The organism is Leptospira ainlahdjerensis (genome assembly GCF_016919175.1).
Taxonomy (GTDB): Bacteria; Spirochaetota; Leptospiria; order Leptospirales; family Leptospiraceae; genus Leptospira; species Leptospira ainlahdjerensis.
Genome location: NZ_JAFFPU010000025.1, coordinates 1 through 585, shown reverse-complemented (window position 1 = coordinate 585; position 585 = coordinate 1). Strand labels below are relative to the sequence as shown.

Here is a 585-nt window from a genome sequence, read left to right as displayed (position 1 = left end):
AATTGAAATTGAGAATAAGAAAGCCGTTATATAAATAAATTTTTGTAATCTGTTCATACGGAAAATATTCAATATACGTTTGTGCTTGACAATTCTAAAACTGTGTTTTGGTCTGCCGTATGGCCAAAAAAAGTAAACCTACATCTCAAAAATCTAATAAAACCAAACAAACATCTAACGTAGTATCCGGCTATTCAACGGACGGATCACTTTTCAAAAACATCCCACTCAAAGATTTGAAGAAAAAACGAAACTCTCCGGTGCAAACCGATCCCGCTATTCCAAAAGATCCGGAAGACACGATGACACCTGAAGAAGTTGCGGCCCTTATTAAAAGAACAGTCCGGAGAGTAAGTTTCTATCGGAGAGAAGGATTGTTGAAAAAGTTTTGGAAATTCCGTGATGGACGAATCTTATATTCCAGAATCGGAGTTGAAGAGTTTTTACAAGATCATTTTTTTCAAAGCGAAGACCTTTAAACCGCCGGAAATTGCGGCCTCTTGCGTGACCTTGCGACGTTGTGCGGATTGGATTTTTCTGTTAGCCTATTGGCAACATGGAAGAACTAAGCGCACTCTATAAAAT

The 585-nt window shown here is 38.1% G+C and carries 1 protein-coding gene; it reads left to right on the top strand.

Annotation, left to right across the window (positions count from 1 at the left end; translation table 11 throughout):
• Positions 1–119 precede the first annotated feature (119 nt).
• On the top strand, positions 120–479 hold the full coding sequence (locus JWG45_RS22130; RefSeq protein WP_232380561.1) for a helix-turn-helix domain-containing protein: 360 nt from the start codon (positions 120–122) through the stop codon (positions 477–479).
• Positions 480–585 lie beyond the last annotated feature (106 nt).

Bases quoted from the DNA above. Each gene is read 5' to 3' on its own strand.
- JWG45_RS22130 (WP_232380561.1), top strand. From the start codon at position 120: ATGGCCAAAAAAAGTAAACCTACATCTCAAAAATCTAATAAAACCAAA.